This is a genomic window from Streptomyces sp. NPDC101166 (genome assembly GCF_044768125.1).
In the GTDB taxonomy this organism is placed as follows: Bacteria; Actinomycetota; Actinomycetes; order Streptomycetales; family Streptomycetaceae; genus Streptomyces.
The window spans coordinates 373,600-393,609 of sequence record NZ_JBIWPF010000002.1 but is presented as its reverse complement, the minus strand read 5'-3'; the positions used below and the strand labels follow the sequence as shown (position 1 = coordinate 393,609).

At 73.3% G+C, this 20,010-nt stretch carries 22 protein-coding genes; 12 read left to right on the top strand and 10 right to left on the bottom strand.

Annotated elements, in window-relative coordinates; genetic code table 11:
• The first annotated feature begins 340 nt into the window (after positions 1 to 340).
• A complete protein-coding gene (locus tag ACIRS4_RS06125) occupies positions 341 to 2,011 on the top strand; it encodes an AMP-binding protein (RefSeq protein WP_404190652.1) in 1,671 nt (556 codons plus the stop codon).
• A 51-nt stretch (positions 2,012 to 2,062) separates the two neighbouring features.
• Here the strand turns inward: ACIRS4_RS06125 and ACIRS4_RS06120 are convergent, their stop codons facing one another.
• Positions 2,063 to 2,839, bottom strand: coding sequence for a hypothetical protein (locus ACIRS4_RS06120; RefSeq protein ID WP_404190650.1), 777 nt, complete (start codon positions 2,837 to 2,839; stop codon positions 2,063 to 2,065).
• Positions 2,840 to 3,157: 318 nt separating this feature from the next.
• Between ACIRS4_RS06120 and ACIRS4_RS06115 the strand changes: the two genes are divergently transcribed.
• The 6 genes from ACIRS4_RS06115 (at position 3,158) to ACIRS4_RS06090 (ending at position 7,176) form a co-directional block, all read left to right on the top strand.
• Positions 3,158 to 3,409: a hypothetical protein gene (locus tag ACIRS4_RS06115; protein ID WP_165430327.1), complete on the top strand. Its 252-nt coding sequence runs from the start codon at positions 3,158 to 3,160 to the stop codon at positions 3,407 to 3,409.
• On the top strand, positions 3,406 to 3,774 hold the full coding sequence (locus tag ACIRS4_RS06110; protein WP_404190646.1) for a helix-turn-helix domain-containing protein: 369 nt from the start codon (positions 3,406 to 3,408) through the stop codon (positions 3,772 to 3,774). The genes ACIRS4_RS06115 and ACIRS4_RS06110 overlap by 4 nt, the downstream gene beginning before the upstream one ends.
• A 175-nt stretch (positions 3,775 to 3,949) precedes the next feature.
• Positions 3,950 to 4,477, top strand: a complete 528-nt coding sequence (gene uraD / locus ACIRS4_RS06105) for a 2-oxo-4-hydroxy-4-carboxy-5-ureidoimidazoline decarboxylase (RefSeq protein WP_404190643.1) — start codon at positions 3,950 to 3,952, stop codon at positions 4,475 to 4,477.
• Positions 4,474 to 4,869: a hydroxyisourate hydrolase gene (uraH, locus tag ACIRS4_RS06100; protein ID WP_404190641.1), complete on the top strand. Its 396-nt coding sequence runs from the start codon at positions 4,474 to 4,476 to the stop codon at positions 4,867 to 4,869. The genes uraD and uraH overlap by 4 nt, the downstream gene beginning before the upstream one ends.
• 4 nt (positions 4,870 to 4,873) lie before the next feature.
• Positions 4,874 to 5,791: a factor-independent urate hydroxylase gene (gene pucL, locus ACIRS4_RS06095; RefSeq protein ID WP_404190638.1), complete on the top strand. Its 918-nt coding sequence runs from the start codon at positions 4,874 to 4,876 to the stop codon at positions 5,789 to 5,791.
• 11 nt (positions 5,792 to 5,802) lie between these two features.
• A complete protein-coding gene (locus tag ACIRS4_RS06090; RefSeq protein ID WP_404190635.1) occupies positions 5,803 to 7,176 on the top strand; it encodes an 8-oxoguanine deaminase in 1,374 nt (457 codons plus the stop codon).
• 19 nt (positions 7,177 to 7,195) lie between these two features.
• Here ACIRS4_RS06090 and ACIRS4_RS06085 read toward each other — a convergent pair whose 3' ends face one another.
• Entirely contained in the window at positions 7,196 to 7,795 is a 600-nt protein-coding gene (locus ACIRS4_RS06085; protein ID WP_404190632.1) for an exonuclease, read from the bottom strand.
• Positions 7,796 to 7,857: 62 nt separating this feature from the next.
• The gene (locus ACIRS4_RS06080; RefSeq protein ID WP_404190629.1) at positions 7,858 to 8,649 is read right to left on the bottom strand and encodes a helix-turn-helix domain-containing protein; all 792 of its coding nucleotides are present in this window, start codon (positions 8,647 to 8,649) and stop codon (positions 7,858 to 7,860) included.
• An 87-nt stretch (positions 8,650 to 8,736) separates the two neighbouring features.
• Here ACIRS4_RS06080 and ACIRS4_RS06075 point away from each other — a divergent pair, with 87 nt between their 5' ends.
• Entirely contained in the window at positions 8,737 to 9,594 is an 858-nt protein-coding gene (locus ACIRS4_RS06075) for an NAD(P)H-binding protein (protein ID WP_404191080.1), read from the top strand.
• 9 nt (positions 9,595 to 9,603) lie between these two features.
• Here the strand turns inward: ACIRS4_RS06075 and ACIRS4_RS06070 are convergent, their stop codons facing one another.
• The 4 genes from ACIRS4_RS06070 to ACIRS4_RS06055 form a co-directional block, all read right to left on the bottom strand.
• Complete coding sequence (locus ACIRS4_RS06070) at positions 9,604 to 10,026, bottom strand: acyl-CoA thioesterase (RefSeq protein ID WP_404190626.1); 423 nt, start codon at positions 10,024 to 10,026, stop codon at positions 9,604 to 9,606.
• Between the two features lie 67 nt (positions 10,027 to 10,093).
• Entirely contained in the window at positions 10,094 to 10,729 is a 636-nt protein-coding gene (locus ACIRS4_RS06065; protein WP_404190623.1) for a hypothetical protein, read from the bottom strand.
• Between the two features lie 99 nt (positions 10,730 to 10,828).
• Positions 10,829 to 11,434 carry a histidine phosphatase family protein gene (locus ACIRS4_RS06060; RefSeq protein ID WP_404190620.1) on the bottom strand — a complete coding sequence of 202 codons (606 nt, stop codon included), beginning with the start codon at positions 11,432 to 11,434 and terminating at the stop codon, positions 10,829 to 10,831.
• 74 nt (positions 11,435 to 11,508) lie between these two features.
• Positions 11,509 to 12,717 (bottom strand): pyridoxal phosphate-dependent aminotransferase, encoded by a 1,209-nt coding sequence (locus tag ACIRS4_RS06055; protein WP_404190617.1) that lies wholly within the window; start codon positions 12,715 to 12,717, stop codon positions 11,509 to 11,511.
• Positions 12,718 to 12,798: 81 nt separating this feature from the next.
• On the opposite strand from ACIRS4_RS06055, the gene ACIRS4_RS06050 reads away from it, so the two are divergent.
• Positions 12,799 to 13,431: a winged helix-turn-helix transcriptional regulator gene (locus ACIRS4_RS06050; RefSeq protein WP_404190615.1), complete on the top strand. Its 633-nt coding sequence runs from the start codon at positions 12,799 to 12,801 to the stop codon at positions 13,429 to 13,431.
• Positions 13,432 to 13,518: 87 nt separating this feature from the next.
• Here ACIRS4_RS06050 and ACIRS4_RS06045 read toward each other — a convergent pair whose 3' ends face one another.
• Genes ACIRS4_RS06045 through ACIRS4_RS06035 form a run of 3 tightly spaced genes read right to left on the bottom strand, consistent with a single transcriptional unit; the run spans position 13,519 to position 17,143 of the window.
• Positions 13,519 to 14,319, bottom strand: a complete 801-nt coding sequence (locus tag ACIRS4_RS06045) for a hypothetical protein (protein WP_404190612.1) — start codon at positions 14,317 to 14,319, stop codon at positions 13,519 to 13,521.
• Complete coding sequence (locus ACIRS4_RS06040) at positions 14,319 to 15,581, bottom strand: VWA domain-containing protein (RefSeq protein ID WP_404190609.1); 1,263 nt, start codon at positions 15,579 to 15,581, stop codon at positions 14,319 to 14,321. Before ACIRS4_RS06040 ends, ACIRS4_RS06045 begins: the two co-directional genes overlap by 1 nt.
• 44 nt (positions 15,582 to 15,625) lie before the next feature.
• Complete coding sequence (locus ACIRS4_RS06035; RefSeq protein WP_404190606.1) at positions 15,626 to 17,143, bottom strand: IucA/IucC family protein; 1,518 nt, start codon at positions 17,141 to 17,143, stop codon at positions 15,626 to 15,628.
• Between the two features lie 103 nt (positions 17,144 to 17,246).
• On the opposite strand from ACIRS4_RS06035, the gene ACIRS4_RS06030 reads away from it, so the two are divergent.
• From ACIRS4_RS06030 to ACIRS4_RS06020, 3 genes are read left to right on the top strand one after another with little or no spacing between them, the layout of a single operon-like run.
• Positions 17,247 to 18,773, top strand: a complete 1,527-nt coding sequence (locus ACIRS4_RS06030; protein ID WP_404190604.1) for an IucA/IucC family protein — start codon at positions 17,247 to 17,249, stop codon at positions 18,771 to 18,773.
• A gap of 35 nt (positions 18,774 to 18,808) precedes the next feature.
• The gene (locus ACIRS4_RS06025; protein ID WP_404190602.1) at positions 18,809 to 19,723 is read left to right on the top strand and encodes a HipA family kinase; all 915 of its coding nucleotides are present in this window, start codon (positions 18,809 to 18,811) and stop codon (positions 19,721 to 19,723) included.
• The gene (locus ACIRS4_RS06020) at positions 19,720 to 20,004 is read left to right on the top strand and encodes a SelT/SelW/SelH family protein (protein ID WP_404190600.1); all 285 of its coding nucleotides are present in this window, start codon (positions 19,720 to 19,722) and stop codon (positions 20,002 to 20,004) included. Before ACIRS4_RS06025 ends, ACIRS4_RS06020 begins: the two co-directional genes overlap by 4 nt.
• The last annotated feature ends 6 nt before the right edge of the window (positions 20,005 to 20,010 follow it).

Sequence of the window (20,010 nt, the reverse complement as noted above, 5' to 3'; positions counted from 1 at the left end):
ATGGGAAAATTCAATGAACCGGCCGGTGAATGGCCGCTCGTCGCCCGAGGCCGCCCCTGGCCGGAACGGACTCCTGCGCCGGAACACCTCTCTCCCGGTCCTCTCGTCCTTCCGGGTGGGCGGTCCCTGCCTTCCGTGTCAGTCTCCTCGCCTCCTGTGCCGGCGGCCTCTCCTTTCCCGAGGTGATCCCTGTCCGGGGGTGGTGCACCCGCATCACGGATTACACGATGACAGAGAGCCGCCCGGCAATGGTTCGGCGTCGGCCCGTGCGCTTCACCGGGCGCGCGGCCGCGGTGGGCCCGACGGGACCGGGTGGCCGGCAGAGCGAGATGGAGGACGGATGACGACGGCTACGGAGCGGTTCCGCGCGGCGCGGGACTTCCTGCTGCGACACCGCGAGGACTACGCCACGGCCCATGAGGGCTTCGAGTGGCCCCGGTTCGAGCACTTCAACTGGGCCCTCGACTGGTTCGACGCCATCGCGGACGGCAACGACCGCATCGCGCTGCACATCGTCGAGGAGGACGGCTCCGAGGTCCGGCTGTCCTTCGCCGAGCTGTCCGAACGCTCCGACCGGCTCGCCAACCTGTTGCGCGAGCGCGGCGTCGAGGCCGGCGACCGCATCCTCGTGATGCTCGGCAACCAGGCCGAACTGTGGGAGACCGCCCTCGCCGCGATGAAGCTGCGCGCCGTCGTCATCCCCGCGACCCCGCTGCTCGGCCCCGCCGACCTGCGCGACCGCGTCGAGCGCGGCCAGGTACGGCACGTCGTCGTCCGCGCCGAGGACGCCGGCAAGTTCGACGAGGTCCCCGGCGACTACACGCGCACCGCCGTCGGCGCAGTGCCCGAGGGCTGGCAGCCGTACGAGGACGCATATGCCGCCTCCGCCGAGTTCCTGCCCGACGGTCCGACCCTGGCCGACGACACCCTGATGCTGTACTTCACCTCCGGGACGACCGCCCGCCCCAAGCTCGTCGAGCACACGCACGTGTCGTACCCGGTCGGGCACCTCGCCACCATGTACTGGATCGGCCTGCGGCCCGGCGACGTCCACCTCAACATCTCCTCACCCGGCTGGGCCAAGCACGCCTGGTCCAATCTGTTCGCCCCGTGGAACGCCGAGGCGACCGTCTTCATCCACAACTACACCCGCTTCGACCCCGCCAGGCTGATGGCCGAGATGGACCGCGCGGGCGTGACGACGTTCTGCGCCCCGCCGACCGTGTGGCGCATGCTCATCCAGGCCGACCTGACCGGCCTGCGCACCCCGCCCCGCGAGATCGTGGCCGCCGGGGAACCGCTCAACCCCGAGGTGATCGAGCAGATCCGGCGGGCCTGGGGCGTCACCGTCCGGGACGGCTTCGGCCAGACGGAGACGGCCGTACAGATCGCCAACAGCCCCGGACAGCCCCTGAAGACCGGCTCCATGGGCCGCCCCAGCCCCGGCTACCGGGTGGAACTGCTGGACCCGGTGACCGGCGCGCCCGGCGCGCGGGAGGGCGAGATCGCCCTCGACCTGTCGGTACGGCCGGTCGGCCTGATGACCGGCTACCACGGCGACGACGACCGCACGGCGGAGGCGATGGCGGGCGGCTACTACCGCACCGGCGACATCGGCGAACGCGACGAATCCGGATACATCACCTATGTCGGCAGGAGCGACGACGTCTTCAAGGCCTCCGACTACAAGATCAGCCCCTTCGAGCTGGAGAGCGCCCTGCTGGAGCACGAGGCCGTCGCCGAGGCGGCCGTGGTCCCCGCGCCGGACGAGCTGCGGCTTGCCGTGCCCAAGGCGTACGTCGTCCTGGCGGAGGGCTGGGAGCCCGGCCCGGACACCGCGAAGGTGCTGTTCGAGCACTCCCGTGAGGTCCTCGCCCCCTACAAGCGCCTCCGCCGGCTGGAGTTCGCGCCGCTGCCCAAGACCGTCTCGGGCAAGATCCGCCGGGTGGAGCTCCGCGAGGCCACGGCGGCAGGGTCGGCGGGGGAGTACCGGGAGGAGGACTTCCGGTGAGTCTTCGCGCGTGAGCGGGCACAGGAGCCGGGGCGGCGCGGTCGGGCCGGCTCAGCCGCCGCCCTGTGCGTCGAGGGCGCCGGCCACCGCGTTCACCGGCCGGGGTCTGCCCGTGAGGTCCATGACGAACAGGGGCACGGCGAGGGAGTCGGCGCGGGCGTGGGCGTCGGGGGTGTAACCGGAGAGGGAGAAGTACACGCACTCCGAGGACTCCGTCATGGCCGTCAGCCACAGGCATTCCACGTCCCGCAGGGAAGCCGGGCGCGCCTTGGGATCGACCTGCGCCAGCAGCCCCCGGGCGGCGAGGCCTATGCCCGAGGTCGGGCGCTGGTCGGCCCGGCGGACCTTCGGGTAGCCCAGCCAGTCCAGGTACAGGGCGGTCGCGGTGACCGCGTCCCGGGCGGTGCGGATGGCGACGGGGCGGAAGGGGCGGGGGCGGGGCGGGGACGCGGATATGGACGCGAGGGGTGCGGGGGCCGCGAGGTCCTGCGCCGGGTCAGCGGCCGGCGGCGGGCCCGTCGTCTTGCGCTGCGGCGGTGAGGCCGTCGCCCCCTCATCGTCGTCCGTCTCCGCGCTCAGCGGGATGCGCAGCACCGTGCCGCAGGCGCACCCCAACTCCGGTCGCGGCCACTGGTCATGGCGACCGCAGGCCGCGCAGCGCACGGTGACCCACTCCTCCTCCCACGAGCGGTGGGCGACGGCCGTAGCCTTCGCGCGGAGGTCGAGGCGCGGGGCGACCGGGGCGCCGCACGCGCACGGATAGGTCGGCGCGGAGTAGAGACGCTCTCGTCGGCAGGCCGGGCAACTCACCGGCACGCTCTCGAACATGGCCCCCATCGTCCTCCATCGTCCCCCGCTTGTCCGTCCCTTGGCGAAGGTCGGAAGGAGACCGGAGGAAGCGGGGCCGAGGGCCCGGCGCGTGCTCGAAGCTCGAACGCCCGCTTCACGTTCGCGGAGTCCGCCGCCCCCGTGTCGGCGGACCCCGCATGACCACAATGTGCCCTGCGCCAGGCGTGGTTGAAGCCCACCGGCCCATGTTCAGAGGTTCATTTGAGGTTGACGCCGGCTCCGGACCGCACCGGACGGGCATGCGCCCGCCGGGGAAGAGACCCGGCGGGCGGCCGCGTCGCGCGTTAGGTTGAGCGCGTGCGATTGAGACTGGAGTTCACCACCGAGCCCTTCGATCTCGACGAGGCGCCCGCGCACGCGCTGGTCGCCCGCGAGGTGATCGAGTCGGCCGACCTGGACGCCGTGGACGTCGGCCCGTTCGGCAACACCGCCGAAGGCGACGCCGACGCCGTGCTCGCCGCGGTGGACGCCGTGCTGCGCCGGACCCTCGGGTCGGGCGCCACCCGGATCTCCCTCCAGCTCAACGTGGTCGGCGAGGACGGGAAGTGACCCGCGCCGGGGACGAGGCCTTCGTCGCGGCCGTCAAGCCGTTGGTCGACGCGATGGGCGGAGAGCTGCTCCCGCCGGACGAGGCCGGCCCCGACGACGTCGTGCTCGCCTGGGAGGGCGAGCCGGCCGTCGCCGTACGGCTGCCGCAGCTCGCCGACTCCCTGGACCGCATCCTGGCCGCCCTGGAGCGCGAGCGGGGCATGCCGCTCGCCGAGCTGGACCGCAAGGCCAAGCAGGAGGTCGTACGGATACTCGAGGCGCGCGGCGCGTTCTCCGTGCGGCACGGGGTGGAGACCGTGGCCGCCGCGCTCGGGGTGAGCCGCTTCACCGTCTACAACTACCTCAACCGCGAGAAGGGCGGCTGAGCGGCCGCGGGGGCGTCGGCCGCGGTGGGCGTCGTGACCCGTCGCGGGAGGAGCCGTGACCCCGGATTTTTCAACAAAGTGTTGACGGCGGGGAGTGGTGAGGCGTTAGCTGGCCCCAGCCCGGTCAGTACGCAGTCCGATCAGCACGCAGGCCGCCACGGCCACGGAGGCTCCCGTGACGTCGACTCCCCCGCCCGCCGGTCTGAGCCGGTTCAACGCCCTGGAGGAGCGGGCGGCAGCCGCCGCCCTGCACGAGGTGTGCGCGTCCACGGCCTGGGCGCGACAGCTTCTCGCCGAGCGTCCCTACGCCACCCCCGGCGACCTCTACGCCGTCAGCGACGCCGCGACGGCCGGCCTGTGCGCGCGGGACCTCGACGAGGCCATGGCCGGGCATCCGCCGATCGGCCGGCCCCGGCTCGGCGACCCGGCCTCCGCCCGCGAACAGCGCGGCATGGCCGGCGCGTCCGAGGCGCTGAGAGCGGAGATGCTCGAACTCAACCTGGCCTACCAGGAGAGGTTCGGGCACGTCTTCCTGATCTGCGCCACCGGCCGCACCGGTGAGCAGATGCGCGACGCCGCGCGGGAACGGATCGGCAACACGCCGGAGCGGGAGCGGGAGATCGTCCGCACCGAACTGGGGAAGATCAACCGCATCCGGCTCGCCCGCGTCGTCGAAGCCGAAGAGGACCGAGGAGCACCATGAGCACCCGCACGACCGCCTCGGTGTCCACGCACATCCTGGACACCTCCGCCGGCCGTCCCGCCCGCGACGTCGCCGTCCGGATCTCCGCCCGCGCGGGCCACGACGCCGGCTGGCAGCCCCTCGGCGGCTCCGCGACCGACGCGGACGGCCGGTGCAAGGACCTCCCGGACCTGCCGGAAGGGATCACCCACGTACGGCTCGACTTCGCGGTCGAACCGTACTTCGAGAACGAGCGGGCCGAGGCACGGCGGGACGCCCCCGCGCACCGGGACGGCGGTCCGGGCGTGTTCTTCCCGGAGGTGACGGTCACGTTCGCCGTCGTGCCCGGCGAGCACTACCACGTACCGCTGCTGCTCAGCCCGTTCGGCTACTCCGTATACCGAGGGAGCTAGCTCCATGGCAGACATTCCCCGCCCCGGCCGCCCTGTGCTAGGGCCGAACCGGTACGGCAAGGCCGAGACCCGGGTCGTCAAGGTCACGCGCGACGGGGCCACCCACCACATCAAGGACCTCAACGTCTCGGTGTCGCTCAGCGGCGACATGGAGGAGGTCCACTACTCGGGCTCGAACGCCGGCGTCCTGCCGACCGACACCACCAAGAACACGGTGTACGCGTTCGCCAAGGAGCACGGTATCGACTCCGCCGAGCAGTTCGGCATCCGCCTCGCCCGCCACTTCGTCACCTCGCAGCCGTCCATCCACCGCGCCCGGATCCGCGTCGAGGAGTACGCCTGGGAGCGCGTCGAGACCTCCGCACAGGGCGCGCACTCCTTCGTCCGCAAGGGCCAGGAGACCCGGCTCGCCCAGATCGCCTATGACGGCGAGCGGTGGGAGGTCGTCGCCGGGCTCAAGGACCTGACCGTGCTGAACACCACCGACTCCGAGTTCCGGGGCTACGTCAAGGACAGGTACACGACGCTCCCGGAGGCCCACGACCGGGTCCTGGCCACCGCGGTCTCCGGCCGCTGGCGCTTCCACTGGACCGACGACACGCAGCCCGCGCCCGACTGGAACGAGTCCTACGCGCGAGTCAGGGAACACCTGCTCTCGGCCTTCGCCGGGACGTACTCGCTGTCCCTCCAGCAGACCCTGTACGCGATGGGCTCCCGGATCGTCGAACACCGCCCGGAGATCGACGAGGTCCGCTTCTCACTGCCCAACAAGCACCACTTCCTGGTCGATCTCACGCCGTTCGGTTTGGAGAACGACAACGAGGTGTACTTCGCCGCGGACCGCCCCTACGGCCTGATCGAGGCCACCGTCCTGCGGGACGGCTGCGAGGCGCGGATCCCGGAGGACCTGACCAACCTGTGAGGACGGACCGGATGACCCAGCGCACCGTCATCGAGAACGCGGCGATCGCCACCGTGGACGCGAACGACACCGAGCATGCCTCGGGGCACGTGGTCCTGGCGGACGACCGGATCGAGTCGCTCGGCCCCGGCCGTGCCCCCGAGGGCCTGGAGAACGTCGTACGGGTCGTCGACGCCACCGGCCACCTGGTGACCCCCGGCCTGGTCAACACCCACCACCACTTCTACCAGTGGATCACCCGGGGCCTGGCCACCGACCACAACCTCTTCGACTGGCTCGTCGCGCTGTACCCGACGTGGGCGCGCATCGACGAGCCGATGGTGCGCGCGGCCGCGCAGGGCTCGCTCGCGATGATGGCCCGCGGCGGCGTCACCACCGCCATGGACCACCATTACGTCTTCCCACGCGGCTGCGGGGACCTGGCCGGCACGATCATCGGCGCCGCCCGCGACATGGGCGTGCGCTTCACCCTGGCGCGCGGCTCCATGGATCGCGGCGAGAAGGACGGCGGCCTGCCGCCCGACTTCGCCGTCGAGAGCCTCGAGGACGCCCTCGCCGCCACCGAGGAGACCGTACGGCGGCACCACGACGCCTCCTTCGGAGCGATGACCCAGGTGGCCGTGGCCCCCTGCTCCCCGTTCTCCGTGTCCACCGAACTGATGCGGCAGGGAGCGGAGTCGGCGCGCCGGCTCGGCGTGCGGCTGCACACCCACGGATCGGAGACGGTCGAGGAGGAGAAGTTCTGCCACGAGCTGTTCGGCATGGGACCGACCGACTACTTCGAGTCCACCGGCTGGCTCGGCGAGGACGTGTGGATGGCGCACTGCGTCCACATGAACGACTCCGACATCGATGCCTTCGCCCGCACGAGGACCGGCGTCGCCCACTGCCCTTCGTCCAACGCCCGCCTGGCGGCGGGGATCGCACGCGTCCCCGACCTCCTCGCGGCCGGCGTCCCGGTCGGCCTCGGCGTCGACGGCACCGCGTCCAACGAGTCCGGCGAACTGCACACCGAGCTGCGCAACGCGCTCCTCGTCAACCGACTCGGTCCTCATCGAGAGGCCGCTCTGAACGCCCGTCAGGCATTGCGCCTCGGCACCTACGGCGGGGCCCAAGTGCTGGGACGGGCAGGGGAGATCGGCTCCCTGGAGCCGGGCAAGCTGGCCGACCTGGTGCTTTGGCGGATGGACACCCTCGCCCACGCCTCCATCGCCGACCCGGTGACCGCGCTGGTCCTCGGCGCGGCAGCTCCGGTCACCGCCTCCTTCGTGAACGGCCGTCAGATCGTCGAGAACGGAAGGCTGCTGACCGCCGACGAGGAGGCGATCGCCCGCTCCACCCGCGAGGAGGCCCGACGGCTGGCCCGGATCGCGGCCGGGTCCTGAGCCGAAGGGGGCGACGGCCTCAGCGCGTCGAGGGGCCGGCCCAGGCCATCAGGTTGGCGAACAGCTCGGCCTGCTCGATCGCGTCGTCGAGGGCGTGGTGGGTGTGGCGGCGCGTCGACAGCAGCCCGGGCGGCATGGCGCGCTTCGCCACCGCCCTCAGGGGCAGCCCCGCCTTGGCGGCGTACAGCGTCTTCATGTCGAGGCAGCCGGAGTGCCCGAACGGACTCGCTCCGGTGAACCGGATCAGATACCAGTACAGGAACGTCCAGTCGTACGACGCCGGGTAACCGCACATCACCGGCTGCGCGCCGTCGCTCACCTCACGCACCCAGCGGGCGAACGCGCCCAACGCCACCGCCGGTTCGATCCCCTCCCGGCCGAGCCGCTCCCGGTCGAGCCCGCTCACGGCCAGCGCCTCGGGCACGAAATCCTCGCTGATCGGCCGCAGTTCACGGTAGAAGGTCCGCGCCGCGGGGTCGGCCGCGGTGAAACCGTCCGCGTCCTGCACACCGGCGACCGCGGCACCGAGGCTGAGCATCGAGTACGGGCCGGGGATGGGACCGTCGGCCTCGATGTCCACGGAGATGTACAGGCTGGGTCTGACGCGTCGTGCGGGCATGGGAGGGGAGCATCGCAGGTGCGCGGGGCCGGGTGCACCCGAATTCCGCTTCCCCGGTGGTCTCATGGGGGCGCTTGGCAGGGTGTGGCCCGCGGCAGCCGTCCCGCGAAGAACGCCCGGGGCGGCACACCCATCAGGGTGCGGAAGTCGGCCGTCATGTGCGACTGGTCGTAGTAGCCGGTGACGGCGGCGAGTTCGGCCCACGGGGTGGTCAGGGCGTGGTCCAGGACGTGCCGCACCCGGTCGATGCGGGCGAAGTGCTTGGGGGAGAGGCCCACTCCCTCCGCGAAGAGGTTGCGCAACTGGCGTTCACTGACGGCCAGTTCACGGGCGACGTCCCGCACGGCGGCCGGCGCGCGGTCCCGTCGGGTCGACAGTGCGGCGACGGCGGCGCGCAGCAGCCGGTCGCGGTCGCGGGAACGGCCGCTGGGCGGGGGCAGCAGATCCGCGAGTCCGGACGTGACCTCCCCCGGCTCCCGGTACGCCAGTTCGCGCGCCAGCGCACGGGCCGTGTCGGAGGGCAGGGCGCCCAGCGGCACCACCCGGCCGACGAGGTCCACGGCCGGCACACCCAGCACCGGTCGCGCCGCACCCGGCTCCAGACGCAGGCGCACACAGGACACCACCCGCTTCTCCGCGTCCGCGTGGTACGTGGCCTGGGTGCGCGGTCCGACGACCAGTGTGTCGCGCCGCCCGTTGCCCCGGAGGCGCACGACCACCTGGGTCGCGGTGTCCGGCGGGTGTGCGAGGGCTTCCTCCGCGAGGCCCGCGGCCCGCATCGCCGCGACGCCCGAGATCCAGGGGCGCGCCCGGTCGGGGACGGTGAGGGGCTGCTCGGTGAGGACGTCGGTCACCGCTCAACCGTAAGCGCCGGACAGGTCCCGGAGGGCTGCCGAAGCGTGCCGGAATCTCCTAGAGGCGCGGCGATGATGCCCGGCACCGTGAGGGCCATGATCCTCGTGACCGGTGCCACGGGCACCATCGGCAGTGAACTCGTACGACAGTTGGCGGCGCGCGGCGAGAAAGTGCGTGCGCTGCTCCGCGACCCGGCGAAGGCCGCCGGGTTGCCCTCGGGGGTGGAGGTGGCACGTGGGGACTATCTCGACCCCGGCTCCCTGGAAGCGGCGGCGGCCGGAGTGGAGGCCGCGTTCCTGGTCGGCGTCCCGGGGCCGGACACCGACCACGACCGGGCACTGGTGGCGGCGGCCCGGTCGGCGCGGGTGGGCCGGCTGGTGAAGCTGTCCGCGATCGCGACCGGCGACCCCGGTCTGGGGACTTTCGGGACGTGGCACCTGCCCGGCGAGCGGGCCGTGCGCGAGAGCGGGGCCGAGTGGGCCGTCCTGCGCCCCTCGTCGTTCGCCTCGAACACGCTGAGCTGGGCGGACCCGATCAGGGCGGGCGAGCCGGTGCCGAACATGAGCGGCGACGGGGCGCAGGGCGTGATCGACCCGCGTGACGTGGCCGAGGCGGCGGCGCGGGTCCTCCTCGACGGCCGGCTCGCAGGACGGACGTACACGCTGACCGGCCCGGAGACGATCAGCGTGCCGGGGCAGGCCGCCGTGCTCGCCGAGGTCCTCGGCCGGCCGGTCGCCACCCGGGACCTCACACCGCGCCAGGCGCGTGAGCGTCTGCTCGCCTGGGGCCTCAGCGAGGCCCAGGCGGAGGGCGTCCTGGCCGGCAACGCCTTCGTGCGCGACGGCGGCAACGCCGTGGTCACCGAGGACGTGCCGGAGCTGCTGGGGCGTCCCGCGCGGACGTACCGGCAGTGGGCGCGGGAGCGTCGAGCGGCCTTCGGGTGACCTCGTCCGTCAGAGTCCGAACAGGCCCGGGTCGGACGCCAGCTCCTTGAAGTGGTGCTGCGGGTCGGGCACCATCCGCCGCGACGTGAGGTCCAGCAGGCCGCCGACCGCGGTGAGTTCGGCCGCCACCGTGCCGTCCGCCTTGCGCATGACCTGCTCGATGCGGAACGTCTTGCCGCCGCTCCACTCGAAGACGCACGTCACGTCGACCTCGTCGCCGGCGAGCAGCTCACGCCTGTAGCGGATGGTCGTCTCCAGGGCGACGGGCCCGACGCCTCTCGCGATCAGAGCGGCCTGGGTGATCCCGGCGGCCTGGAGCAACGACCAGCGTGCGTGCTCCGCGTAGTTGACGTACACGCTCTGGTTCACATGGCCCTGCGTGTCGGTCTCGTATCCGCGGACGGTGATCCGGACGGAAAACGGCTCACTCACTGCTGGCTCCCCCTGCTGTTGCTCGTCCTGCCCTGACCGCTGGTCCGGGCCCATCTTGGCACGCCCCTCACACGCGGCGCGGGGACGCCAGCAGGTAGCGGTCCCGCGTGCGGGAGTCGGTGTGCTCCCCGACCTGCCAGCCCGCCCCCTTCAGTGTCGCCGCACATGCCCGCAGCGTCTCGTCGTCCGGCCCGCGCACCCCCACGGCGTCCGGCTGCGGTGTCGCGCGGACCCGGTAGCCGTCGCCGTCCGGCCCGGCGGCGCGGTGCCCGGCGGCCTCCAGGGCGAGCGCGGCGGCCCGCACCAGATGCGTACGCTCCCACCCGCACGGCCGGTCCGCGGCGCCGTCCGGATTGGTCATCCGGCGCAGCTCGAGCAGCCCCTGCCAGGCGCTGTGCACCTCCCGGGCGCGGGAGGGCCCCGCCGCCGGCTCCTCCTCGCCGCCGACCCGGGCGGCGAACACCCCGCCCGCGCCCGCCGCCTTCGGAGCCGCTTCGGCCGCACCGGGCGGTTCGGGCGCGGCCTCGCGTATCCGGTGCCCGGCGGGCGTCAGGAAGAAGTCGTGCGGCGGGCGCGGATGCCGGAAGGCGAGGCCCCGCACCACCAGCGCCGCGAGCTGCGCCTGCGTACCCCGAAGCCGCCCGGTGACGGGATCGGCGGCGTCGATCACCCGCCGTTGCGCGGCGGTCGGCGGTCGTGTCACGGCGTACCCCCTCCGGGCCACGGGGACGACGGGCCCGCCCCCGTCGTTCACCCACCGCCCCCGAGGCTACGACGAGGGTCTGACATCCCCCGTGCCCCGTCAGCCGCCCGGGCGGATGTTCCACCCCGCGATCACCGGTCGCCCGTGTTCCGTCCCCAGCCGGCCCAGCGTGCCCGTGGCCAGCTGGAACAGGGCGCCCGCGGACGGCGGCAGCCCGAGCCGGCGCGCGGTGAGGACCCGCAGGAAGTGGCCGTGCGCCACCAGCACCACGCACCCCTCGGTGTTGGCGAGCGCCGCGTCCACCTTGGCCAGCATCCGGTCGGCCCGCTCCCCGACCTGCTCCGGGCTCTCCCCGGGATGCTCGGGCGGGCCCGGCGCGACCCCGTCCGTGAACAGGAACCAGTCGGGCCGCTCACGCTGGATCTCGACGGTGGTGATGCCCTCGTAGCCGCCGTAGTCCCACTCCCGCAGATCCGCGTCGACCCGCGGCTCGTGCGGGCCGAGCCCGATCAGCTCGGCCGTCTCCCGCGCCCGCTGCGCGGGACTGACGAACGCGGCCCCGATCCGGTGCGACCGGATCATCGGCGCCAGCCGCCGCGCCTCCTCCCGCCCGTGCTCGGTGAGCGGGACGTCCGTCGACCCGGTGTGCCGACCGGAACGCGACCACGCGGTCTCCCCGTGCCGGACGAGAAAAAGATCACCCATGCGACACAGACTCGCACAGCGCACCCGCAGACGCAGACTCCAGGCGCCCCGTCAGCGCTCGACGCCCGGTGGTCCTACTGCCGGTATCCGCCGAGGAACCGCCCGATCCTTCCGATCGCCGCCTCCAGGTCCTCCGCGTGGGGGAGGGTCAGGATGCGGAAGTGGTCCGGGGAGGGCCAGTTGAAGCCGGTTCCCTGGACCACCTGGATCTTCTCGCGCAGGAGGAGGTCCAGGACGAACTTCTCGTCGTCGTGGATCCGGTGCACCGCCGGGTCCAGGCGCGGGAAGGCGTACAGCGCGCCCTTGGGCTTGACGCAGGAGACGCCCGGGATCTCGTTGAGCTTCTCGAAGACCACGTCCCGCTGTTCGCGCAGCCGGCCGCCGGGCGCGGTCAGTTCGCCGATGGACTGCCGGCCGCCCAGCGCGGCCTGGATGGCGTACTGGGCGGGCGCGTTGGCGCACAGGCGCATGGAGGCCAGCATGGCCAGGCCCTCCAGGTAGTCCTTGGCGTGCTGCCTGGGGCCGGTGACCACCAGCCAGCCCGAGCGGAAGCCCGCGACCCGGTACGTCTTGGACAGTCCGCAGAAGGTCAGGACGACCAGGTCGGGGGCGAGCGCGGCGGCCGAGTGGTGGACGGCGTCGTCGTAGAGGATCTGGTCGTAGATCTCGTCGGCGAACACCATCAGGCCGTGACGGCGGGCCAGATCGAGGATGCCCTCGATGATCTCCTTGGGGTAGACCGCCCCGGTGGGGTTGTTCGGATTGATGATCACGACGGCCTTGGTGCGGTCGGTGATCTTGGACGCCATGTCGTCCAGGTCCGGGTACCACTCCGACTGCTCGTCGCAGAGGTAGTGGACCGCCTTGCCTCCGGCGAGGGTCGTCACCGCCGTCCACAGCGGGAAGTCGGGGGCCGGGATGAGGATCTCGTCGCCGTCCTCCACCAGCGCCTGCACGGCCATGGAGACCAGTTCGGAGACCCCGTTGCCGAGGAAGACGTCGTCGACGTCGACCTCCAGGCCCCGGCTCTGGTAGCGCTGGGCCACCGCCCGGCGGGCGGACAGGACGCCGCGCGAGTCGGTGTATCCGTGGGCCTGCGGAAGCATCCGGATCATGTCCTGGATGATCTCCTCCGGCGCCTCGAAGCCGAACAGCGCGGGGTTGCCCGTGTTCAGGCGCAGCACGCTGTGGCCGGCCTCCTCCAGCGCGTTGGCGTGCTCGATCACCGGGCCGCGGATCTCGTAACAGACCTCGCTGAGCTTGTTCGACTGCCGGAACTCCATGCGTCCCTCCGGTATCTGGGGTTGCTTGGTTTTACCAAGTCCCTGCTTGGAAAGTCCAACGACATGTCTAGACTGCCTCGCATGTCTCGTCGCCGAAGCTACGACCAGTACTGTTCCGCCGCCCGCGCGCTCGACGCCGTCGGCGACCGCTGGACCCTGCTGATCGTCCGGGAGCTGCTCGCCGGCCCGCGCCGCTACACCGACCTGCACGCCGACCTGCCCGGCGTCAGCACGGACGTACTCGCCTCCCGGCTGCGGGACATGGAACGCGACGGCCTCGCCACCCGCCGCAGGCTGCCGCCGCCCGGAGCGGCCTACGTCTACGAACTCACCCCTCGGGGAAGCGAGTTGCTGCCCGTCCTGCAGGCGCTCGGGGCGTGGGGCCAGGCGGAGCTGGGGGAGCGGCGGCCCACCGACGCCGTACGCGCCCACTGGTTCGCGTTGCCGTTGCTGCGCGCGCTGGAGGGCGAAGGCGACGGGGTGGTCGAAGTAGGTCTGGAGGAAGGGGAGTTCCACCTTCTCGTGGGGGCCCGGGACACGCCCGTCTACGGCGACGGTCCCGCGCCCGGGGAGCCCGACGTGCGTCTCACGCTGGACGCCGGCACCTCCGAGGCCCTGGCACGCGGCGAGTTGACCCTGTCCGACGCGGTGCGCGCCGGGCGGGTCGGCGTGAGCGGCGAAGGCCCGCTCGCCAAGGCGCTGCGCGAAGCGTGAGGCGTGAGGCGTGAGGCGTGAGAGAAGGCCTGCCACAGGTGAGCGGCAGGCCTTCCGAGGGTCGTTCAGGCGCTCGCGCGCCACGCCCTAGGCCTGCGGCAGCGCCCCGGGCGGGCGGCCCGAGCCCCGGGTCAGCGCGTACCCGCCGATGCCGGCCAGCGCGGCCAGCATGCCGCCGATCGCCGTCCACACCCAGCGGTCCGACCACCAGCCCGACGACCAGCCGTCGTCCGGCTCGATGCTCGACAGCACCGCCGAGGACGAGTCCTCCTTCTCCGCGGTCGACTTGACCGCGACGCCCGGCACCAGCGGCTCGGCCAGGCTGCCGTCCACCGCAGCCGCACCGCCCATGTCCTTGGAGTCCACGCGCAGTTCGGTTCCGACCGGCAGTCCGAGGTCGGCCGTCTTCAGTCCGACGGCGGTCAGACGGACGTAGTACGTGCCCGGCAGCGGGTCGTTCGCCCACGGCTCGGACCAGGCCCGCACGGTGCGCAGGACGCAGGCCAGTTCGACCGAGGCCGCGCCCGCGGCGGCGGTGCGCGTCTGGGCGCCGTACTGGCAGGCCTGGCGGCGGCGCAGACCGTCGTACACGTCGATCTGCCAGGTCTGGCCGGTGTGGCCCTCGGGGAGGTTCACCGTCGCCTTCACGGTGGGCCGTTGGCCGGCGTCGGCCGGGAACGACCAGTACAGGTAGTCGCCCGTGGAGGCGCTCGCGGTCGCCTTCTGGCCCTGGTCGACCTCCGTGGCGGTGCGGAACGACGTGCCCGCCCGGGTGGGCGCCGCGCTGTCCTCGGAGGGGCTCGCCGAGGGCGTCGAGTCGGCCGCGGCCGGTGCCGCCGCCAGGCCGAGTGCCAGCAGGGTCGCGCTCACCACGCGTGTGATCCGCATCAGTTCGTCCTCCAGATCGCGACACGCCAGCGTGACAGCCAGCCCCACAGCAGGCCCGCGACGAAGCCGGCCAGCACCAGCGCGCCCAGCAGCCACCAGCCGCGGCCCAGACCGAAGGAGGCCACGTCGCTCGCCGGGGACGGGCCGTCCACCACGTCCACCGTCAGCTCCAGCGGCATGCCCGGCGTGGTCTTCACCCCGGCCGCCGGGGAGAAGGAGTTGGTCACCTGGAGGCACACCGTCTCGGCCGGCGCCTCATCCTCGTCGCTCTCCGCCTTCGGGTAGCGCAGCCCGGCCGAGACGACGTCGGTGCGGCCGGTGCCCGCGGCCTCGCCCCGCACGATCTCCCGGCCGTGCACGGTGACCGCCCGCAGCAGCACCCCGTGGGAGGGGTTCACGGCCCGGTCGGCCGCCACGCTGACCGAGGCGCGCAGTTCCTTGCCCGGCTCGACGTCGACCCGGTACCAGCGCTGCCGGCCGAACTCCTCGCGGTCGGTGAACAGGCCCGACTTCAGCGTCGGCGCGGCGGTGCAGGAGTCCGCGCCGCCGACGGCGACCGGCGTCACCACGGGGTCGGCCGCCCGGTCCACCAACTGGTTCACCTTGTCGGCGAGTTCATCGGTGTGCTCCACCGATGTGTAGGTGCCGCCGGTGGCCTCGGCGATGCAGCTGAGCTGCTGGCGCATCTTGACGTTGGGGACCAGTCCGAGGGTGTCGATGGTCAGTCCGATGCCCTTGGCGGCGATCTCGCGGGCCACCACGCACGGGTCGAGCGGCGCGCAGGTGTCCTCGCCGTCACTGATCAGCACGATCCGCTTGGAGCCGGTGCCGCCGTCGAGGTCCCCGGCCGCCTTCAGCAGCGCCGGGCCGATCGGCGTCCAGCCGGTGGGCGTGAGCGTCGCCACCGCCGTCTTCGCCTCGGTCCGGTCCAGCGGGCCGACCGGGTAGAGCTGCGCGGTGTCCTTGCAGCCCGTCTGCCGGTCGTCGCCGGGGTAGTTGGCGCCGAGGGTGCGGATGCCGAGCCGTACGCCCTCCGGGGTCGCGTCGAGCACCTCGTTGAACGCCTGCTTGGCCGCGGCCATCCGCGTCCCGCCGTCGATGTCCTTGGCCCGCATGGAGCCGCTGACGTCGAGGACCAGGTCGACCTTCGGAGCGTTGGCTGTGGTCTCGTCGGCGACCGCCCCGGACGGGAACGCGATCCCGACCGCGAGCGTGGCGAGCAGTGCTCCCACGCCCGCCGCCAGCCGTTGTGTTCTGATCATCGGCGGATCCTATTGATCGGAGGCGCTCCGCCACAAAAACAGTCTCAGATGTCCTGCGGCCGCAGCGGATTGGGCAGTACGGTCCACTGGTCGCCCGCGACCTCGGGGGACAGCCGCATGAGCGTCAACGCCTTGACCGGCAGCGGTTGTTCGCACAGCGCGTCGAGATCGGGCGTGCGCGGCAGCTCCCGAACGGCCGCCGTCAGCGCCGCCCGCAGCGTCTCCCCGTCGCCCGCCGTCCCCGCCAGCGCGCCACCGACGAGTGAGCCGAACAGCTTGCGGCGCAGCGCCCGTACGTCGTCCGTGCGGATCCGCTCCGGCAGTTCGGGCAGCGGCACGCCGTGCCGGGTCAGCCGGGCCGGGCTGACCCGGATGTCGGCGAGGTCGCGGTAGACCAGCCGCAGCGGGGCGCCCGACGCCGAGAGCACCACCAGCAGGTTCTGCCCGTGCGCCTCCAGCGCCACGCCCAGCTCCAGCAACCGCAGCCCGACGCCCAGACACAGCCGCGCGAGCTCCGCCAACCAGCCCGGCCGTGAGGGAAGTTCGGTGGTGGCGAGGGCCGCGACCGGCGCGACACGCTCGCCCGGCCCCGCGTACGCCGCCGGCGACTCGCGCAACAGGGCCGCCAGATCGGGGGAGTCGGCGGTGACCGCGCCCCACGTCCGCGTCATGTGCAGCAGACCGTCCGTGCGCGCCGCCAGCGTCTCGCCGAACGCCGACAGCGCCGCGGCGGAGGCGACGGAGCCGACCGAGATGTCCCGCACCGACGACGTCAGCCGGGCGCTCAGCGCCGTCTTCACATGCGGGCCGCCCGGCACCGCGAGCGTACGCAACGACATCAACGGGTGCGCGGCGGGGCCAGGCGGACCGGACCGCTTGAGGACGTGCGCCGCCTGCCAGGGATGCACCGGGATCAACACGTCTCGCCCGTCCCGCAGTTCCTCCGGCCAGTCACCCGTGACCAGACACTCCGCGGCCGGCGCCGGCAGCAACGGCAGCCGTACCGGCGGGGGGCGGTGCTCGGGGCCGTACGCGAGCTGCTCCGCCACCGAGAAGCCGGGCCGGGAACGGCAGTTGGGGTGGTACGGATGCCCGTCGACGACACGCTGCTCCCACTCCCAGTCGTGCGCGGGCCACCCATCCGGGCCGGCGCCGCCACTCGCCGCGCCGGCCCGGGAGAGCGCCAACGACGCGACGCTGTCGCCGAGTTCGGCGGCGAAGCCGTCGCCGTGCGGCACGGCGAGCTCGGTCGTCAGCCGCGCGGGATCGTCGTACGCCACCCCGTCGAGCCGCACCTCCCTCACGTGGCCGGTCGTCGCGTACGGATCCGCGGGCGGCCCGTGCAGACGGCGGCCGTCCGGGAGGCGCAACGCGAGACCCTCCCGGCCCGCCTCGCGGCGCTCGATCCAGGGCAGCGGCTCATGGGCCAGCGCCCGCCACAGCCGCGTCAGCACGGCCGCGCGGGCCCCCGGCAGCTCGGCGGCGAACCGGGGCCCGAGCGCGGGGCGCACCGCGGCGAGCTCGGCGGCCACCTCGGCCTCGGCGGTGGGGGGACGGTGCACGGGCGGACTCCTCGGGTACGGGTACGGCGTCACGGACGGCTCGTGACGACCGCGATACTGATCGTCTCCGCCCGAGAAGAACCGTAGGGAACGAGTACAACCCGTGGACCTCATCCCCCCGACCGCAGAGGCCCCGGCGTCCGCCGACCGGGCCGGACGGGACGGCCTCGCCGCCCGCGCCGACGCCTGCGCGGGCGCGCCCCTGCTGAACTGTCTGCTGCGGGAGGTCGCGGAACCGCTGTCCGAACGCGACGGACGCCAGGTGCACCGGCTGCCCTCCGGCCGTGTGCTGCGGGTGCGCGGCGCCCGGCGCCCCACCGAACCGGAGGTACGCACCGCCGGCGCCTGGCACCGCCTCGACCACGGCGCGCTCGTCCGTCTGGTCGGCGAGGAACTGCGCCGGCACACCGGGCTCGCCAACCACGAGCTGCCCGCCGAGATGCTCGACAGCCGCCAGGCGGTGGCCGCCCTGCTCACCGCACGTGCGGGTGCCACCCCGCCCGTCGACCCCTACCTGCGCTCCGAGCAGTCCCTCCTCACCGGCCACCCCCACCATCCCGCGCCCAAGGCGCGCGGCGGCGGCCCCGCGAGCGCCTGGCTGCCGTACGCCCCCGAGGCCCACGCCCGCTTCCCGCTGGTCCTGCTCGGGCTGCGCGAGGACACGGTCGTCGAGGAGGGCGACACCGCTGCGCTCGACGCCCTCGGCGAGGCCCCGCCCGGCTACCGGCTGCTGCCCGCCCACCCCTGGCAGCTCGACCTGGCGCGCCGCGCCCTCGCCCCCGCGTTCGCCGACGGGCGGCTGGTCCGCCTCGGCGTCACCGCCTTCGACGCCTGGCCGACCGCCGCGATCCGGACCCTGTACGCACCCGGGCCCGACCTGTTCCTCAAGTTCAGCCTCGACGTGCGCATCACCAACGACATCCGCCGGCTCTGGCGCCACGACCTGCTCCGCGTCCGCCGGACCGACGCGGCCGTCACGCGCGCCTTCACGGCGGCCGGCGGCCCGGCGGCCTGGCTGAGCGACCGGGGCTACCGCACCGCCGACTTCGCCTTCGAGGAACTCGCCGTGCTGGTCCGCGACGGCCTGCGCGGCCACCTGCTGCCCGGCGCGACCCCGCTGCTCGCCGCCGGTCTTGTGGAGGGCTTCGCGGGCAGCCCGCCGCACCGCGCGGCCGACACGGCGGCCTGGTGGGAGGCGTACCTGGCCGCCGTCGTCCCGCCGGTGCTCGGCGCCTTCGCCGACCACGGCGTCGTCCTGGAGGCGCATCTGCAGAACACCCTGGTCGCCGTCGACGCCGACGGGACGCCGGTGCAGGCCCTGTTCCGCGACGCGGAGGGCGTGAAGCTGCTGCCGGACGTCGAGCGGACCGCCGGCTGGGAACGGCTGGTGTACTGCCTGGTCGTCAACCACCTCACCGAGGTCGCCGCCGCCCTCGCCGAGCACCGGCCCGGACTGGACCCGTGGCCCGCCGCCCGCCGTGAAGTCGCCCGGCACGACCTCCCCGAGGTCCGCGCCCTGCTCGCCGCGCCCACCCTGCCCGGCAAGACCAACCTGCTGCTGCGCTGGACCGGCGCGGACGGCGCCGACGCCCGCTACCTGCCCCTGCCCAACCCCCTGGCCGACGCGTGATCCGGCCCCGTACGACCTGAACTAGGCTGACCGGTGTGCTGCGCCACGTGACTGCTGTTCGATATGTGAAACCGCTCAGGTCCGGCGGTTCCGTTCCCGCTGTCGTCGAGGCCGACGACCTCGGCGCCTACGTCGTGAAGTTCACCGGTTCGGCGCAGGGCCGCAAGGCGCTGGTCGCCGAGATCGTCGTGGGCGAACTGGCGCGCGCCCTGGGGCTGCGCTTCCCCGAGCTGGTCATGGTCGGCTTCGACCCGGCGATCGCCGACAGTGAGCCCCACCAGGAGGTGCGGGAGCTGCACGCCGCCAGCGCCGGACTCAACCTCGGCATGGACTGCCTGCCGGGCGCGCGCGACTTCACCCCCGAGGTCGCGAAGACCTTCCGCGTGGACCCGCTGGAGGCGGGCCGGATCGTCTGGCTCGACGCCCTCACCGTCAACGTCGACCGCACCGTCCACAGTTCCAACCTGATGGTGTGGCCCACGTCCGGGACCGTACCGCCGAGGCTGTGGCTGATCGACCACGGCGCCGCGCTCGTCTTCCACCACCGCTGGGACGGCGCCGACCCCGCGAAGGCCTACGACTTCCGCCACCACGCCCTCGGCCGGTACGCGCCCGACGTGCGTGCCGCCGACGCGGAACTCGCGCCCCGGGTGACCGGGGAACTGCTCCGGGAGATCCTCGCCGAGGTCCCGGACGCCTGGCTCGCGGACGACCCGGCGTTCGCCACGGCCGACGACGCCCGCACGGCGTACGTGGACCACCTTCACGCACGCGTGAAGGCCTCGGCGGCCTGGCTGCCCACGGACTTCCCCACCCGGGAGGAGCTCGCCGCCGAGGAGGCCCTGCGGGCGGCGAAGACGCAGCAGGGACGGCCGAACTGGCTCAAGCGGGTCCCCGACCTGCACGGCAAGCCGGCCGCGGAACAGGATTGGTCGGTGCACCTGGGATGAGCGATGTGCAGCGTGTGGAGATCGAGTACTGCACCCGGTGCCGCTGGCTGCCCCGCGCCGCCTGGCTCGCCCAGGAACTGCTGACGACCTTCGAGACGGAGCTCACCGAGCTGGCCCTGCGGCCCGGCACCGGCGGCGTCTTCGTCGTACGGGTGAACGACGAAGTGGTGTGGGACCGCCGTGAGCAGGGCTTCCCGGAGCCCACGGCGGTCAAGCGCCTCGTACGCGACCGGGTGGCCCCGGGCAAGCCCCTGGGCCACTCGGACCAGGGCGCGCCCTGAGGCGCG

Excerpts from the sequence above, each read along its gene's own strand:
- ACIRS4_RS06085 (WP_404190632.1), bottom strand. The coding sequence starts at position 7,795 with ATGCCCGCACGACGCGTCAGACCCAGCCTGTACATCTCCGTGGACATC.
- ACIRS4_RS06055 (WP_404190617.1), bottom strand. The coding sequence starts at position 12,717 with ATGGAGTTCCGGCAGTCGAACAAGCTCAGCGAGGTCTGTTACGAGATC.
- pucL (WP_404190638.1), top strand. The coding sequence starts at position 4,874 with ATGGCAGACATTCCCCGCCCCGGCCGCCCTGTGCTAGGGCCGAACCGG.
- ACIRS4_RS06120 (WP_404190650.1), bottom strand. The coding sequence starts at position 2,839 with ATGTTCGAGAGCGTGCCGGTGAGTTGCCCGGCCTGCCGACGAGAGCGT.
- ACIRS4_RS06020 (WP_404190600.1), top strand. The coding sequence starts at position 19,720 with ATGAGCGATGTGCAGCGTGTGGAGATCGAGTACTGCACCCGGTGCCGC.
- ACIRS4_RS06125 (WP_404190652.1), top strand. The coding sequence starts at position 341 with ATGACGACGGCTACGGAGCGGTTCCGCGCGGCGCGGGACTTCCTGCTG.
- ACIRS4_RS06045 (WP_404190612.1), bottom strand. The coding sequence starts at position 14,319 with ATGCGGATCACACGCGTGGTGAGCGCGACCCTGCTGGCACTCGGCCTG.
- ACIRS4_RS06060 (WP_404190620.1), bottom strand. The coding sequence starts at position 11,434 with ATGGGTGATCTTTTTCTCGTCCGGCACGGGGAGACCGCGTGGTCGCGT.
- ACIRS4_RS06040 (WP_404190609.1), bottom strand. The coding sequence starts at position 15,581 with ATGATCAGAACACAACGGCTGGCGGCGGGCGTGGGAGCACTGCTCGCC.
- uraH (WP_404190641.1), top strand. The coding sequence starts at position 4,474 with ATGAGCACCCGCACGACCGCCTCGGTGTCCACGCACATCCTGGACACC.
- ACIRS4_RS06050 (WP_404190615.1), top strand. The coding sequence starts at position 12,799 with ATGTCTCGTCGCCGAAGCTACGACCAGTACTGTTCCGCCGCCCGCGCG.
- ACIRS4_RS06090 (WP_404190635.1), top strand. The coding sequence starts at position 5,803 with ATGACCCAGCGCACCGTCATCGAGAACGCGGCGATCGCCACCGTGGAC.